Here is a 13,938-nt window from a genome sequence, read left to right as displayed (position 1 = left end):
TCAGCCGCAGTACTCGCTGTCGATCTTCGCTTCGTCGCGGACCACGATGCCGTCGACGAGGTCGTCGGTCACCGAGAAGTTGATCCAGTGTCCGGCGTCGTCGGTGACGGCGTAGAAGACGGCGTACTTGCCCTGCTGCTCGGTGAGCGCCGGGTAGGCGGCCCGCAGTTCCTCGAGGGTGGATCCGACGCCGACGCCCTCAGCGGTCGTCGGCGAGGCGGCGACCACCGCAGACGCGGGCCCGCCCCATGCCTGCAGGACGATCTGGTTCACGACGCCGGTGCTCTGCGGATCGGGGAGCCAGACGGAAGGCAGTCCGTCGGCGGCGTAGGCGGTCACCCACGGGCAGGCCTCCTGCGTCGCCACGGTGAAGGCGGTCATGAACGACGCCGTGCCCTCGATCGGCGCGCCGACCTCGATCGGGCCGAGCCCGGTGAACGACACGATCCAGGACGCGGGATCGGCGAGGTCGGGACCGGTCGGCGTCGGCGACGATGTCGGCGTGGCCGTCGTGGTCACGGTCTCGGTCGGTGCGGGCGTCGATGCTCCCGCGCCGCCCGAACAGCCGGCCAACGCCAGTGCTGCGGCGATCGTCAGGACGGTGACGACCGGACGTCGGTGTGCTCGTGTGAACGACATCATTCCCCCAAATGTGTGCTCGGATCAGCCCATCCTCGCACACCATCCGGTCCCCTCCCCTGCCCGCGAACTGTCACTCGACGCTAGTCCGAGCGGCTGGAACTGTGCTGAAGTGACAGTTCGCGGGCCACCGGTGCCGGGCGGGGGACGGTGCTCGTCAGCTCCACGACGCGGTGCTCACGACCGGCGACGATGATCGCCTCCATGATCTCCAACACGTGGAACGCGAGGTCACCCGAGGCCCGATGCGGTCGGCCCTGTTCGATCGCCTCGGCCAGGTCGGACAGGCCCACGCCGCGCCCGGCGTCGACGAATCCGGCACTGTCGGGGACGGCACGCCACGTGCGGTCGTCGGCCGTCGCGATCTCCACCGGGTCCGAGAACCGGTTCGGGTCGGGCACGGCGACCGTCCCGCCCGTCCCGTAGACCTCGAAGAGCGGCACGCGGCTCGCCCACACCTCGAACGACACCGTCACGGTCGAGACCACCCCGCTCGCGTGCTCGAGGATCGCGGTGACGTGCGTGTCGACCTCCTCGTGCACCGGGATCGGCGTCCCGGCCAGCGCCCCCGTCGCCACCGTCCGCTCACGATCCGACCGCGCGACCGCGCCCGACACCCGTACGACGGGACCGAAGAACGACACGAGGCTCGTCAGGTAGTACGGGCCCATGTCGAGGAGCGGTCCGCCACCCGGCTGGTAGTAGAACGCGGGGGCCGGGTGCCACAGCTCGTGTCCCGGGGCGCTCCAGGCGACGGCTGCGGCGATCGGCCGACCGATGGCGCCGCTGTCGAGCACGGCGAGCGCCGTCTGGACGCCCGACCCGAGGACGGTGTCCGGTGCGCTGCCGACGCGGAGTCCCTTCGCCGCCGCGAGCTCGAGCACCGGTCGCGCCTCGGCGGTCGACAGGGCCAGGGGCTTCTCCCCGTAGACGTGCTTGCCGGCCTCGAGGGCTCGGAGCGCGACCTCGGCGTGCGCGGCCGGGATGGTGAGGTTCAGGACGACGTCGACCTCGGGGTCGGCGAGCAGCTCGTCGACGCTCGACGACCGCACGCCCTGTTCGGCGGCGACCTCCGCAGCGCGGGCGAGGTCGAGGTCCGCGACGACGACGAGCTCGAGGTTCGGCAGTTTCGGGAACTCGGCGAAGTACTGCTTCGAGATGTTGCCGACGCCGATGACACCGACCCGGAAGACGGATCCTCCTGCGGTCTCGGACACTCCGTTCAGCGTGCTGCCCACAGCAGGCCCCTTTCGATGATGGTGCGGACGTTCGGGTCTTCCACGATCTCGATGCGGTGGCCGGGAGCGGACACGAAGATCCTTCCCTTCCCCCACTGCCGCGTCCAGATGGCGGGCGCCGTGACGGGACGGTTCCACGCGTCCCAGGGCCGCACCTCCTGCGTCGTCGTCGCGAGGACGTCGTTGTACTCGTCGCTCAGCACCCAGTACTGCTCGGTGACGAGGTCGAAGTCGTCGATCCCCTCCGTGATGGGGTGCGTCCGGCCGTACTCGGTGATATGGACGGTGTAAGGGATGTAGTTGTCGGACTGCTCCCCCGTCCGCTCGGCCGGGTCCTTGCCGGCGTGGTGCGCGAACTGGCCACCGATCATGTGGAGATAGTCGGCGTTGTTGCGGTACGAGTCCGCGATCCCGCCGTGCCAACCGGCCATGCCCGTCCCGTTCAGGACGGCGCGTTGCAGGCAGGCGAACTCCTCCGGCTCGATGGTGTTCATCGTGTTGATCTGCACGATGAGGTCGACCGTGTCGAGGTAGTCGGTGTCCGTGTAGACGGTGGTCCCGTCCTCGACGCGGACGGTGAACCCGTTCGCCTCCAGGAAGGGGATGAAGGCCGCGGTCGTCTCGACGGGCATGTGCCCGTCCCAGCCGCCTCGCACCACGAGCGCCTGCTTGTCAGTCATGTGTTCCTCTCAGGGGATGGTTCGGTCATTGGTCGGCTCGAGACCAGCACTACTTGCTGAAGCCGGCGGTCATGCCACTGATCAACTGGCGTCGGCCGAACAGGTACAGGATGAAGATCGGCAGGGTCGACAGGACCACGGCGGCGAGCACCGCCGGCACGTTCACGCTGAACGAGCCCTGGAACGTCCACAGCGACAACGGCAGCACGCGGTTGCTCGGCGACTGCGTGAGCACGAGTGGGAACAGGAACCCGTTCCACACGTTGAGCGCGTTGTAGAGCGCGACGGTGACGATCGCCGGCCGGGCGAGCGGGAGGACGAGCGAGACGAGGGTCCGCCAGCTCGACGCCCCGTCGACGGTCATCGACTCGAACAGCTCCTTGGGGATGTCGCGGATGAAGTTCGACAGGATGAGCACGGTGACGGGCAACGCGAAGCCGATCGACGGCAGGATCAGCGCCAGGAGGGTGTCGTAGAGTCCCGCCTTGCTGAGCATGTAGAACAGCGGGATGATCGTCGCCTGCAGCGGGATCGCGAGGCCGAGCAGGAAGAACGAGAACGCTCCCCGCGTGAACCGCGAGTTGGTCCGGACGATCGCGTACGACGCCATGAGGCAGACGAACACGGTGACGGCGACGCTCGCGACGGTGATGATGACGCTGTTCCCGAGGTACAGGAAGAAGTCGCTCTGCAGGACGAGGGCGTAGCCGTCGAGCGTCGGATCGGTCGGTGGGATGAGCTGGTTGCTCGAGAAGAACCCGGCCTGCGGACGCACGCTCGTGATGACGATGTAGTAGATCGGCAGCACGATGATGAGCAGCCAGATCCAGGCGCCGATACCGCCGATGATGTTCGGTTTGCGGCGGGCACCTCGGGGGCGCTTGCCTCGCGTCTCGTGCTCGGCCGGGCGGCCGCGTCGCGAACCGGCGGTCGAAACGCTGACGGTGTCGAGGCTCCCGGTCGGCAGTGCGCCGGGCTTCGTGAGTCGGTTGGTCGCTGACATCACAGGCCCTCCTGTTGGCTGTCCATCTTGGCGAAGCCGCTGAGCTTGGTGAGCAGCAGGGCGATGGCGAGACCGATGACGGCCAGGATGATCGCCATGACGCTCGCCTGCCCGAACTGGCTCGCGGAGAAGCCCGTCACGTACATGAGGATCGGGAGGATGCGGGTGCCCGCGCTCGGAACGCCGCCGGTGAGCACGAAGATCACGTCGAAGTAGGTGAGCGAACCGATGATCATGAGCGTGGAGGACGTCACGAGCGTGTACCGCAGCTGCGGGAGCGTGATGTGGAAGAACTGCTTGACCGTCCCCGCGCCGTCGATCTCGGCCGCCTCGTAGAGGGACGCCGGGATCTGTCGCACGCCACCCTGGAACAGGAGCGTGTGGAAGGGCACGAACTGCCACGCGATGATGAAGATCACGACGAAGAGCACGAGCTGCTGGTTGCCGAGCCAGTCCTGCTTGAGGAACGGGATGCCGAGCGACGCCGACAGGCCGAAGTTCGGGTCGAGGATCGCCTTGAACGCGATGGCCGTCGCCGCCGACGACAGCAGGAGCGGCAGGAAGAAGATCGCGCCGAGGACGGCCCGGTTGCGCTGCTTGCCGGCGGTCCAGGTCCCGAGCAGCAGGCTGATCGGGGTCTGGACGATCCAGGAGATCACGATGACCTTGAGGGTCAGGACGAGGGCGTCGATCGCGACCGGGTCGACGAGGACCGAGGCCCAGTTGTCGAGGCCGACCCACGCGGGATCGGTGATCGCGTCCCAGCGGGTGAAGCTCAGGTACAGGGCGACGATGAGCGGGATGATCGCGAAGACGAGGAAGAAGCCCAGCGCCGGCGCGACCATCCAGCCACTGGGGCCGGTGCGGCGGCGCATCGCTGCCGCACCGGCCCCTCGGGCCCCGTTCAATGGACGGGTGACGGTCATCGGGAGATCACTGTCCGATCGTCTTGTTCATGTTGTCGGAGAACTCCTGCGGCGTGATCTGCAGGTTGAACAGCTGGTCGAGGTTCGTCAGCAGCGCGGTCGCCTGTGCGGGCGGGAGCGCCTGGTCCCAGGACATCTGGAAGTTCTTCGCGTTCTTCGTCAGGTCGTAGACGGTCGTGCCGAAGTCGCCGCCGGCGTCCGCGATCTGGTCGTCGATACCCGTGATCGGCGGCACCTGACCGGCCTCGACCATGCGGTCGATGTAGCCCTTGTCGAACACACCCTCGGTGAGGTACTTGAGCGCGCTGGCCTTCTGCTCCTTCGTCGCCGAGGCGGAGATGGAGAAGTACCCGGACGGGTTGCCCACGATGTTCGACGGGTCGCCCTTGCCACCGGTGACGGCGGGGAAGGTCGTGTAACCGAGACCCTTCTCGGCGAACTCGGCCGCCTGCTGCTTGAAGGTCGTCATGACCCAGGCGCCCTGGAGCATCATCGCGGCCTTGCCCGTGTAGAGCAGGGCGACGTCGGCGTTGCTGTCGGCGGTGACCGAGGCGTAGCCGTCGACGAAGGCACCGGCCTTCACGAGCTCCTGGATCTTCTCGTTCGCCTCGATGATGCCGGGGTCGCTCCACGCGTCGGCTTCACCGGCCATGATCTTGTTGAAGGCCTCGGGGCCGGCGACACGGTCGACGAGGTACTCCTCCCACATGAGCGACGGCCACTTGGAAGCGCCGGCGAGCGAGAACGGGGCCACGCCTGCGGCCTTGAGCTTGGGGATGGCGTCGACGATCTCGTCGAAGGTCGTCGGGACCTCGACGCCGGCGGCCTTCAGGACGTCCTTGTTGTAATAGAACATGATCGGCGTGGTGGCGTTCATCGGCACCGCGTAGACCTTGTCGTCGATGACGCCCTGGTTCCAGACGGACTCGAGGAACTTGCCCTTGGCGTCCGCGGTCTCCGAGGTGATGTCGGCGACCTTGCCGGCGTCCACGTAGGAGTTCAGGGTCCCGCCCGCCCAGCTGTAGATGATGGTCGGAGCGCTGCCCGCGCCGACGGCGGTGCGGATCTTGGTCTTGTAGGCGTCGTTCTGGAAGTAGGTCGCTGCGATCTGGCCATCGGCGTTGGCGCCGTTCCACTCCTTGAGCGACGGGCCGAGGACGGTGTCCTCGTCGGTGCCGGTGAGGCCCCAGAGGGTGGCGCTGCCACTCGGGGCGCCGCCGCCGCTGGAGCAGGCGGTCGCGCCGAGCATGAGGGCCGAGACGCCGAGGGCGACTGCGGCCAGTCGGGTCCGACGGCGGGATGAAGTACGAAGCGTCATTGCGTTCTCTCCTTGGTGGGTGCTGCTGCTGGTGGTGCGATGGGGACGGATCAGTCGGTGGGCGTCCAGGCGCTGCCGTTCGCGGCGCTGGACTCGACGGCGCGCAGGACCCGCTGGACCTGCAGCCCGTCGGCGAAGGACGGCTCGGGGTCGGTGCCGCCGGTGATGGCCTGGACGAGGTCGCGCACCTGGTGCGAGAACGGGTGCTCGTAGCCGATGCCGTGGCCGGTCGGCCACCAGGCGGCCATGTACGGGTGCTCCGGCTCGGTGACGACGATGCGCGTGAAGCCCTGCTTGCCGGCGGGAGCGGTGGCGTCGTAGACCTCGAGCTCGTTCATCCGCTCGAGGTCGAAGGCGATGGCTCCGCGGGAGCCACTCAGCTCGATGCGGAGCGCGTTCTTCCGGCCGGTCGCGTAGCGGGTGGCCTCGAAGGCGCCGATGGCACCGTCCGCGAGTCCGCCCGTCAGCTTCGCGGTGAACCAGGCGGCGTCGTCGACGGTGACCGCGCCGCGCTCCTCGGAGGCGGTCCCGCTCAGGCCGACGGTCTCGCCGAGGAGTGGTCGCTCTGTGACGAAGGTGGCGAGCGTCCCGCTGACGGTGTCGAGTCGGGCGCCGGTCAGGTGCTGCACGAGGTCGATGGCGTGCGCACCGATGTCGCCGAGCGAGCCGGAGCCGGCCTGGTCCTTGTCGAGGCGCCACGTCATCGGGCCCTCGGCGTCGCTCAGCCAGTCCTGGAGGTAGAGCGCGCGGATCTGGCGGACGTCCCCGAGCGCGCCCTCCGCGATGAGCTGACGGGCGTAGCCGATGGCGGGCACACGACGGTAGCTGAAGCCGACCATGGAGCGGACACCGCGAGCCCTCGCCGCCTCGGCCGCGGCGACCATCAGCTCCGCCTCCTCGACGCTGTTGGCGAGCGGCTTCTCGCAGAGGACGTGCTTGCCGGCTTCGAGGGCGGCGATCGCGATCTCGACGTGCGAGGAGCCGGGTGTGCAGACGTCGACGATGTCGATGGACGGGTCGGCGATGACGCTCCGCCAATCGGTCGAGGCCGACTCCCAGCCGAACTTCACGCGGGCCGCTTCGAGTGCTTCGGCGTTGCGGCCGACGATCGTGGCCATGACCGGTTCCGCGTCGAGGTCGAAGAAGCGCGGTGCGGTGCGCCAAGCCTGCGAGTGCGCGGCTCCCATGAAGCCGTATCCGATCATCGCGACCCGGAGTTCCGGCCGTCCGCTTCCCGCCATGTGCAATGCTCCCGAGCTGCTCGCGCAGCGGCGGCCCCGGGGTTCCGGATCGCTTCGCTGCGGTGCCCTGAAGCTAGCCCCGCCGCCTGTCTCCCCGCAACTTCCCCATCCCGCATTGGAAACTTTTCGCGCCCGCCCGTCCCGCCCATCCCCACCCCTGCCCGCGAACTGTCACTCCGGCACAGTCCCGGCCGCTCGGACTAGCAGCGAGTGACAGTTCGCGGGCTAGGGGGTGGACGGGGCAGCGGTCGAACCCCGGACGACGAGGGAGGTGGCGAGGTCGAGGCGGATGTTGTCGACCGTCTCGGAACGCAGCTTCAGCACCAGGCGGGTGGCCTCCTCGGCCATCTCGATGAGGGGCTGCCGGATGGTCGTGAGGGCCGGACCGACCCACTTGGCCGGCGGGACGTCGTCGTACCCGACGACCGACAGCTGCTCCGGGATCGAGATCCCGAGCGAGCGCGCCGCCTCGTAGACACCGAACGCCTGCATGTCGTTGCCGGCGAAGATCGCGGTCGGGCGATCCTCGCGCTGCAACAGTTCGAGGGCCAGGACGCGTCCTGCCTCCGGGATGAACTCACCGCGCCGCAGGATGGTCTCGTCGAGCGGGATCCCGGCCTCCTCGAGCGCGGATCGGTAGCCGGAGACCCGCGCCCGCGAGCACATGAGGTCCTGCGGGCCCGAGATCAGGCCGATCCTGCGGTGTCCGAGCTCGATGAGGTGGCGCGTCGCGGCCATCCCACCGGACCAGTTCGTGGAGCCGATGGCGGCGACCTCCGGACCCGGGTCCCCCGCCGGGTCGACCACGACGACCGGGATGTTGCGCGTGTGGAGCTGGCGCCGGTACGCCGGGTCGATGTCCGAGAACACGAGGATGACCCCGACCGGCTTCCTCCCGATGATGCTCTCGACCCAGCCCTCACCGGTCGAGCGCCGGGCCCCCGTCTCGGTCAGGGTGACGCTCATGCCGTGCTGACGCGCGACCTTCTCGACACCGCGGATGATCTCGAGCGACCAGGAGCTGTCGATGTACTCGAAGACGAGCTCGATGAGCGAGCCCTGCGCGAGCTCCGCACCGCGGCGGCTGTAGCCGTGGCGGTCCAGCAATCGCTCGACGATCTCCCGGGTGTCCGGCGACACCCCCGGTCGCCCGTTGAGCACCTTCGAGGCCGTCGACACCGACACGGAGGCCTCCCTGGCGATGCGCGACAGGGTCGCGCGCCCGCCGACGCCGCCGGGTCCGGCGGCCTGCACCGCGAGGTCGTCGCTCATCCGAGTCCTCCGATCCCTCTCGGTCGGGCCGGACGGCCGTCTCAGCAGCGAGAAGTTCTGCCCATGCTAACGAAATATTTCGCGACACTCGACCGGTGACGCGCGGCCGACGATCTGCTAGTCTCGATTATAAGTTGTGGTTAACAACAAATCATCCGCTCACCAACGACGTTGAAGGACTGCACGCATGAGCCTCACCCCCGCCAAAGCCGATCGGTTCTCCTTCGGCCTCTGGACGATCGGCTACAACGGGACCGACCCGTTCGGTGGCCCCACCCGCCCGAACCTCGACGTGGTCGAGGCCGTCACCCGCCTGAACGACCTCGGCGCCTACGGCCTCACCTTCCACGACGACGACCTCTTCGCCTTCGGTTCGACCGACGCCGAACGCCAGAAGCAGATCGACCGTCTCAAGCAGGCGCTCGCCGACACCGGCGTCATCGTGCCGATGGTGACCACCAACCTGTTCAGCGCGCCCGTCTTCAAGGACGGCGGCTTCACCTCGAACGACCGCGCCGTCCGTCGCTTCGCCCTCCGCAAGGTGCTCCGCAACCTCGACCTCGCCGCCGAGCTCGGCGCCAAGACCTTCGTCATGTGGGGCGGCCGCGAGGGCGCCGAGTACGACTCCGCGAAGGACGTGCAGGCGGCGCTCGAGCGTTACCGCGAGGCGGTCAACTTCCTCGGTGACTACGTGACCGACAAGGGCTACGACATCCGCTTCGCGATCGAGCCGAAGCCCAACGAGCCCCGTGGGGACATCCTGCTCCCGACGCTCGGCCACGCGATGGCGTTCATCGAGACCCTCGAGCGCCCGGAGCTCGTCGGCATCAACCCCGAGGTCGGCCACGAGCAGATGGCGGGCCTCAACTTCACCGCCGGCATCGCCCAGGCGCTCTACCAGGGCAAGCTCTACCACATCGACCTCAACGGCCAGCGGGGCATCAAGTACGACCAGGACCTCGTCTTCGGTCACGGCGACCTGCAGAACGCGTTCTCGCTCGTCGACCTCCTCGAGCACGGTGGCGTGAACGGCGGCCCCGCGTACGACGGCCCGCGTCACTTCGACTACAAGCCGAGCCGCACCGAGGACATCACGGGCGTGTGGGACTCCGCAGCCGCCAACATGCGCATGTACCTGCTGCTCAAGGAGCGCGCCGAGGCGTTCCGCGCCGACCCCGAGGTGCAGGAGGCGCTGGCCGCCGCCCGCGTGCCCGAGCTGCGCGAGCCGACGCTCAACCCCGGCGAGACCGTCCAGCAGTTGCTCGCCGACCGCTCGTCGTACGAGGACTTCGACGCCGACGCCTACTTCGGCGGCAAGGGCTTCGGGTTCGTCCGCCTGCAGCAGCTGGCCGTCGACCACCTCATGGGCGCGCGCTAGCCGACACCCGCGAACCTGGCGTTCCGTCTCCTGATCCGAGAGGATCAGGGGCGGAACGCCGTTCCGCGTTCCACCCCCACAGCAGACCCGGCGGTCACCCGACCGCCCACCACCGAGAACAGGGAGAGCGATGACGCTCGTCGCCGGCATCGATTCGTCCACCCAGAGCTGCAAGGTCGTCATCCGCGACGCCGAGACCGGAGCGCTCGTGCGCGAAGGACGCGCAGCGCACCCCGCCGGCACCGAGGTCGACCCGGCAGCGTGGTGGCAGGCGCTCCAGGAGGCGGCCGCCGCCGCCGGCGGGTTGGCCGACGTCGCAGCGGTGTCGGTCGCGGCCCAGCAGCACGGCATGGTCGCGCTCGACGTCGACGGTCGCGTCATCCGTCCGGCGCTCCTCTGGAACGACACCCGGAGCGCGCAGGCCGCGACGGACCTCATCGCCGAGTTCGGCGCTGCGGAGCTCGCCCAGCGGACCGGGTGCGTCCCCGTCGCCTCCTTCACGATCACGAAGCTGCGTTGGCTGCGCGACGCCGAACCGGGGAACGCCGCCGAGGTCGCCGCCGTCGCGCTCCCCCACGACTGGCTGAGCTGGCGTCTGCGCGGCTTCGGTCCGGCCGACGAGAGCCCACTCGGCGCGGATCTCGCCGAGCTGACGACCGACCGCTCCGACGCCTCCGGCACCGGCTACTGGTCCCCCGCCGACGGCGAGTACGACCGCGAGCTGCTCGTCGCAGCACTCGGCCACGATGCGATCCTCCCGCGCGTGCTCGCGCCGGAGGAGTCCGCCGGGACCGGTGTCGACGGCGGCCTCATCGGGCCGGACACCGTCATCGGGGCGGGCGCCGGCGACAACGCCGGAGCCGCCCTCGGGCTCGGTGCGACGGCCGGCGATGTCGTCGTGTCGATCGGCACGAGCGGGACGGTGTTCGCCGTGACGCCGGCCGTGGTCCGCGACAGCACGGGCACCGTCGCCGGGTTCGCCTCGGCCGACGGCGCGTTCCTGCCGCTCATCGCGACACTCAACGCCGCCCGGATCCTCGACGCGGTGGCCGCGCTGCTCAGCGTCGACCACACGGAACTCGGTCGACTCGCGCTCGAGGCCGAGGCCGGGGCACGTGGTCTCGTGCTCCAGCCGTACTTCGAGGGCGAGCGCACCCCGAACCGGCCGGACGCGACGGCGACCCTCTTCGGCATGACCCTGGAGTCGACGACGCGCGAGGGTCTCGCTCGCGCGGCGATCGAGGGGCTGCTCTGCGGACTCGCCGACGGCCTCGACGCGGTGCTCGCGCAGGGCGTCACGGCGGAGCGCGTCCTCCTCATCGGTGGTGCGGCTCAGAACCCGGCGGTGCAGGCGATCGCGCGCGAGGTCTTCGACGTGCCGGTCGTCGTGCCGGCCCCCGGGGAGTACGTCGCCGACGGCGCCGCGGTGCAGGCGGCCTGGGCGCTGAGTGGCACTCGCCCGGCGTGGGCTGCGGTGGGGGCCGACGACGGGGCGGTCCGGGCTGTCGCTGCCGACGCGTCCGGGATCGCGCGGGAGCAGTACGCCGCCCGAGCCTGAACCTCGGCCGCTCACTGAGCAGACCTCCTCCCGGTCACTGAGCCGCCCCCTCCCGGTCACTGAGCCTGTCGAAGTGCCACATACCGGAGCCCCCAGACCCACAACGCTCCCCGGGGGCCCTTCGACAAGCTCAGGGAACGGGCATCCCCTCTTCGGTCACCGAGCACCACCCGGTCACTGAGCCTGTCGAAGTGCCACACGCAGAAGCCTCCCGAGACGCAACGCCACCCCGGGGGCCCTTCGACAAGCTCAGGGAACGGGTATCCCTTCCCTCGGTCACCGAGCACCACCCGGTCACTGAGCGAACATCCCCCGGTCACTGAGCCTGTCGAAGTGCCACACGCAGAAGCCTCCCGAGACGCAACGCCACCCCGGGGGCCCTTCGACAAGCTCAGGGAACGGGTATCTCCTCCCCGGTCACCGAGTAATTCTTCCCCGGTCACTGAGCCTGTCGAAGTGCCAGCGTGGAATCATCCGGCGGGCGGAGACGTTGGCCCCGGTATGCGATCGATCGTCTACTCCACCAACGGTGACCCGTCCGTCCTCCAACTCGTCGAGCGCGAGCTCCCCGAGCCCGGCCCCGGCGAGGTCCGCGTCAAGCTCGCGTTCTCCGGCGTCAACCCGACCGACTGGAAGACCAGGCGCGGCGGCGGCCCCTCGGGTGGCATGCCCTTCCCCGAGGTCGTCCCGAACCTCGACGGTGCCGGCGTGATCGACGCGGTCGGCCCCGCCGCCGGCGACGCGGCGTCCACGACCACCTTCGCCGTCGGCGACCGCGTCTGGGTGTACCTCGCGGCGCACGAGAGCCCGCTGGGCACGGCCCAGGAGTTCACGGTCCAGCCCGTATCCCGCGTGGTCCCCCTGCCCGACGGCGCTTCGTTCGAGCTCGGCGCCAGCCTCGGCGTCCCCGCGATGACCGCGCACCGCGCGCTCACCGTCGCGCAGGACGGCCCGACGCGCCTCGCCCCCGGAGCCCTCGACGGCCGAACGGTCCTCGTCCAGGGTGGCGCCGGCGCCGTCGGCAACGCCGCGATCCAGCTCGCCCGCTGGGCCGGCGCGACGGTGATCAGCACCATCAGCAGCGACGAGAAGGCCCGCCTCGCGACCGCCGCGGGAGCACACCACGTCGTGAACTACCGCGAGGGCGACACCGCCGCGGCGATCCGCGAGGTGGCACCCGGCGGCGTCGACCTCGTCGTGGAGGTCGCGATCGCGCAGAACCTCCCCCTCGACCAGGCGGTCCTCGCCCCGCGCGGCACGGTCGTCAGCTACGCCAACAACGGCGGTGACCAGGTCACGCTCGACATCCGTCCGCACATGGGGCTCAACACGCGGCTCCAGTTCATGCTGCTCTACACGGTCGGTGACGCCGCACTCCACGCCGCGGCCGAGGACATCACCGCAGCGATCGAGGACGGCGCGCTCCACGTCGGCGAGGACCACGGTCTGGCGCTGACGGTGTTCCCGCTCGCGGAGACGGCTGCGGCTCACGCCGCCGTCGAGGACGACACGGTCGGGAAGGTCCTCATCGAAGTCACCGCATGACGTACGTCACCGCCAGGTGAGGTGATCAGGGGCGGTACTGGGTGGCCAGTGCCGCCCCTGCCGCACGCAGGTGGACGAGCGGTTCGGCCATCGCCGCCTCGACACCGCCGGCCAGCTCCGTGAGTGATGCCGCCGCGAGGAAGATGCCCTCGGTGGGTGCCTGGATCGCCCCGGCGACGAGCATGGTCCGGTCCGCCGCGAGCCCAGCGACCCAGGAGGCGACCTTGCCGTCGGCCGTCTGGTCGTCGAAGCGGCCCTCGCCCGTGATCACGATCGATGCCGCCGCGGCCGCTTCCGGGAGGGCGATCGCCTCACCGACGCCGCGCGCGCCCGAGGTGGCTGTGGCGCCCCACAGCAGGAGGCCGTAGCCCGCACCGCCCGCCGCACCGGCGCCGGGTTCGACCGCTGCGCGTTCCGCGTGGTCCCGCCCGAACGCCTCCGCAGCGCGGCTCACGAACCTTGCCAGGTTGGCGTCGAGGACCGCGACGTCGGCGGTGGTCGCGCCCTTCTGCGGACCGAAGACCGCAGCGGCACCGCGGTCACCGAGCAGCGGGTTGGTCACGTCGCTGAGGATGACCGCGCCGTCCGGCGGCAGCGCGCGGAGTCCGGCGGTGTCGATGTCGCGGAGCGTCGCGAGTCCGACGTTGCCGGCGGCAACCGGTCCCCCGTCGGTGTCCACCAGCCGCGCTCCGAGCGCAGTGAGCAGCCCGGCTCCGCCATCCGTGCTGGAGCTTCCCCCGATCGCGAGCAGGAGGCGTCGAGCACCGTGGTCCAGCGCGGCCGCGATGGCCTCACCGAAGCCGACGGTGTGCGCCGCGAACGGCTGCAGCGGGTCGAGCAGGGTGAGACCGCTCGTCTGCGCGAGTTCCACGACCGCCGAGCCGTCGGGCAACTCGAGCCACTCGGCGTCCACCGGGTCACCGACCGGGCCGGTGACCGTGATCGGGTGCCGACGCGCGCCAGGAACTGCTGCCGCGAACGCGTCGAGCGTGCCCTCCCCGCCGTCGGCCATGGGGAGCGACTGCAGGATGTCGTCGGGCCGGACGGTCCGCCACCCGTCGGCGATCGCCTCGGCGACCTCCGCGGCGGTCGCCGTGCCCTTGAACGAGTCCGGTGCGATGACGATGTGCCGGGTCATGT

General features: G+C 70.0%; 12 protein-coding genes. 3 read left to right on the top strand and 9 right to left on the bottom strand.

Going from position 1 to position 13,938, the window contains the following annotated elements:
- From CCK91_RS16770 to CCK91_RS16735, 8 genes are all read right to left on the bottom strand, one after another.
- Positions 1-642 (bottom strand): hypothetical protein, encoded by a 642-nt coding sequence (locus CCK91_RS16770; RefSeq protein ID WP_086474972.1) that lies wholly within the window; start codon positions 640-642, stop codon positions 1-3.
- 80 nt (positions 643-722) lie between these two features.
- Entirely contained in the window at positions 723-1,856 is a 1,134-nt protein-coding gene (locus CCK91_RS16765) for a Gfo/Idh/MocA family protein (protein WP_086475124.1), read from the bottom strand.
- 5 nt (positions 1,857-1,861) lie between these two features.
- The gene (locus CCK91_RS16760; protein WP_086474971.1) at positions 1,862-2,557 is read right to left on the bottom strand and encodes a ThuA domain-containing protein; all 696 of its coding nucleotides are present in this window, start codon (positions 2,555-2,557) and stop codon (positions 1,862-1,864) included.
- A 49-nt stretch (positions 2,558-2,606) separates the two neighbouring features.
- Positions 2,607-3,560, bottom strand: a complete 954-nt coding sequence (locus CCK91_RS16755; protein ID WP_086474970.1) for a carbohydrate ABC transporter permease — start codon at positions 3,558-3,560, stop codon at positions 2,607-2,609.
- On the bottom strand, positions 3,560-4,486 hold the full coding sequence (locus CCK91_RS16750; protein ID WP_071258845.1) for a carbohydrate ABC transporter permease: 927 nt from the start codon (positions 4,484-4,486) through the stop codon (positions 3,560-3,562). The genes CCK91_RS16755 and CCK91_RS16750 overlap by 1 nt, the downstream gene beginning before the upstream one ends.
- Positions 4,487-4,493: 7 nt before the next feature.
- The gene (locus tag CCK91_RS16745; protein ID WP_086474969.1) at positions 4,494-5,804 is read right to left on the bottom strand and encodes an extracellular solute-binding protein; all 1,311 of its coding nucleotides are present in this window, start codon (positions 5,802-5,804) and stop codon (positions 4,494-4,496) included.
- Between the two features lie 50 nt (positions 5,805-5,854).
- Entirely contained in the window at positions 5,855-7,045 is a 1,191-nt protein-coding gene (locus CCK91_RS16740) for a Gfo/Idh/MocA family protein (protein WP_086474968.1), read from the bottom strand.
- Positions 7,046-7,270: 225 nt separating this feature from the next.
- Positions 7,271-8,317: a LacI family DNA-binding transcriptional regulator gene (locus CCK91_RS16735; protein WP_086474967.1), complete on the bottom strand. Its 1,047-nt coding sequence runs from the start codon at positions 8,315-8,317 to the stop codon at positions 7,271-7,273.
- 187 nt (positions 8,318-8,504) lie between these two features.
- On the opposite strand from CCK91_RS16735, the gene xylA reads away from it, so the two are divergent.
- From xylA to CCK91_RS16720, 3 genes are all read left to right on the top strand, one after another.
- Positions 8,505-9,695 carry a xylose isomerase gene (gene xylA / locus CCK91_RS16730; protein WP_086474966.1) on the top strand — a complete coding sequence of 397 codons (1,191 nt, stop codon included), beginning with the start codon at positions 8,505-8,507 and terminating at the stop codon, positions 9,693-9,695.
- Between the two features lie 130 nt (positions 9,696-9,825).
- Positions 9,826-11,253 (top strand): xylulokinase, encoded by a 1,428-nt coding sequence (xylB, locus tag CCK91_RS16725; protein WP_086474965.1) that lies wholly within the window; start codon positions 9,826-9,828, stop codon positions 11,251-11,253.
- Positions 11,254-11,754: 501 nt separating this feature from the next.
- Positions 11,755-12,798 (top strand): NADPH:quinone reductase, encoded by a 1,044-nt coding sequence (locus tag CCK91_RS16720; protein ID WP_086474964.1) that lies wholly within the window; start codon positions 11,755-11,757, stop codon positions 12,796-12,798.
- A 25-nt stretch (positions 12,799-12,823) separates the two neighbouring features.
- Here CCK91_RS16720 and CCK91_RS16715 read toward each other — a convergent pair whose 3' ends face one another.
- Entirely contained in the window at positions 12,824-13,936 is a 1,113-nt protein-coding gene (locus CCK91_RS16715; protein ID WP_086474963.1) for a glycerate kinase, read from the bottom strand.
- Positions 13,937-13,938 lie beyond the last annotated feature (2 nt).

The sequence above is a fragment of the Plantibacter elymi (nom. nud.) genome (assembly GCF_900177795.1).
Lineage (GTDB): Bacteria > Actinomycetota > Actinomycetes > Actinomycetales > Microbacteriaceae > Plantibacter > Plantibacter elymi.
The sequence above is the reverse complement of the archived record's forward strand: the minus strand, read 5'-3'. Positions and strand labels throughout refer to the sequence as shown.

Excerpts from the sequence above, each read along its gene's own strand:
- CCK91_RS16755 (WP_086474970.1), bottom strand. The coding sequence starts at position 3,560 with ATGTCAGCGACCAACCGACTCACGAAGCCCGGCGCACTGCCGACCGGG.
- CCK91_RS16760 (WP_086474971.1), bottom strand. The coding sequence starts at position 2,557 with ATGACTGACAAGCAGGCGCTCGTGGTGCGAGGCGGCTGGGACGGGCAC.
- CCK91_RS16715 (WP_086474963.1), bottom strand. The coding sequence starts at position 13,936 with ATGACCCGGCACATCGTCATCGCACCGGACTCGTTCAAGGGCACGGCG.
- CCK91_RS16770 (WP_086474972.1), bottom strand. The coding sequence starts at position 642 with ATGATGTCGTTCACACGAGCACACCGACGTCCGGTCGTCACCGTCCTG.
- CCK91_RS16745 (WP_086474969.1), bottom strand. The coding sequence starts at position 5,804 with ATGACGCTTCGTACTTCATCCCGCCGTCGGACCCGACTGGCCGCAGTC.
- CCK91_RS16735 (WP_086474967.1), bottom strand. The coding sequence starts at position 8,317 with ATGAGCGACGACCTCGCGGTGCAGGCCGCCGGACCCGGCGGCGTCGGC.
- CCK91_RS16720 (WP_086474964.1), top strand. The coding sequence starts at position 11,755 with ATGCGATCGATCGTCTACTCCACCAACGGTGACCCGTCCGTCCTCCAA.
- xylA (WP_086474966.1), top strand. The coding sequence starts at position 8,505 with ATGAGCCTCACCCCCGCCAAAGCCGATCGGTTCTCCTTCGGCCTCTGG.
- CCK91_RS16750 (WP_071258845.1), bottom strand. The coding sequence starts at position 4,486 with ATGACCGTCACCCGTCCATTGAACGGGGCCCGAGGGGCCGGTGCGGCA.
- xylB (WP_086474965.1), top strand. The coding sequence starts at position 9,826 with ATGACGCTCGTCGCCGGCATCGATTCGTCCACCCAGAGCTGCAAGGTC.
- CCK91_RS16740 (WP_086474968.1), bottom strand. The coding sequence starts at position 7,045 with ATGGCGGGAAGCGGACGGCCGGAACTCCGGGTCGCGATGATCGGATAC.